This window comes from Microcoleus sp. OTE_8_concoct_300 (genome assembly GCF_031383065.1).
Lineage (GTDB): Bacteria > Cyanobacteriota > Cyanobacteriia > Cyanobacteriales > Microcoleaceae > Microcoleus.
In genome coordinates this window covers 1-1,058 of sequence record NZ_JANMZH010000118.1, presented here as the reverse complement: position 1 = coordinate 1,058, position 1,058 = coordinate 1, and the positions used below count along the sequence as shown (strand labels likewise).

Annotated in this window: 1 pseudogene; it reads right to left on the bottom strand. The window is 42.3% G+C overall.

The window, feature by feature from the left end:
- Nucleotides 1–764: 764 nt before the first annotated feature.
- Nucleotides 765–1,058: pseudogene (locus ACUVJL_RS05780) on the bottom strand (hypothetical protein); the annotation flags it as partial.

Sequence of the window (1,058 nt, the reverse complement as noted above, 5' to 3'; positions counted from 1 at the left end):
CCCAGGCTGAAAATCCGCCCATTCAAATAACTGTTTTGTAGCAAGTTTCCCCCCCGGCCTCAGCATTCTCTTACCCGCCGCGGCCAGAACTTCATGTCCGGGTGCAGTCTTAAAATTGAGAGCAGTATTGGTCATTAAATTAACCTCCTATCTAACCTTACTCTCAGTTTGCCAAATTCTCCCAAATCTTTCTATGATCTAGCTCATATTCAAATTATCGTAGGCTGACGCACCCAACAATATCAGGAATTATACCATGTCCGCCCATCAACAATTCGGACTGTTTTTGATTGCCAACAATGCTTTCAATCTAGCGCTGAACACCCGTCATCGTTTTAGTAGAACTTATTCCTGTTAATCCTGTCAACGAATTCGAGCTAAACAATTAACTTGTGTTGCGGTGAAGCCGGAGCATTCATGACGATATCGACGATTTTTGCTCCGGACTTTGTTGAGAATTCAGAGCGCGATCGTTGCTCAAGATAAGATAGTCAATATCTAGGGTTGATTCTTCCCACAAGTCAACTCGTATTTGGTTGAAATGCTGTACAGCAATCCTGCTGCTGGTGAAATATTGAAGACGCACTCGAATATTATATATCCAAATATATTTATTAAGTCGGCAGCTTGTATCCGTATGCAGGTGGGGTCAGTCGATTTGAGATTTGAGATTTGAGATTTGAGATTCTAGATTTTAAATTTGAGATTTTAGATTGACTCCACTGAGGGATCTGGGACCTTGAACAAAAGTCTAAAATTTGGGGCTACTCACGAAAAGAGTCGCAGGTTTGTATCCGTCTGCAGGTGCGATCAAAAACAATCAAAATCCCAGCCAGTAAGTTTTCGAGGATGTCCCGGAACCCGAAAGCAATTGTCGCGCTACTAATACCCAGCAGTTGAATCAAATCCCCTGTCTTGAATGACGGGATGGCGATGAATAACCCGATCGGCAATAATTGATTTATAATCAAGATATCTACTCCACCCCAATCATATCGAATCATGCTCGCAGAAGCAAACGCGACACTTTGGCCTAGTCTAATTACTGTTTCAGCATT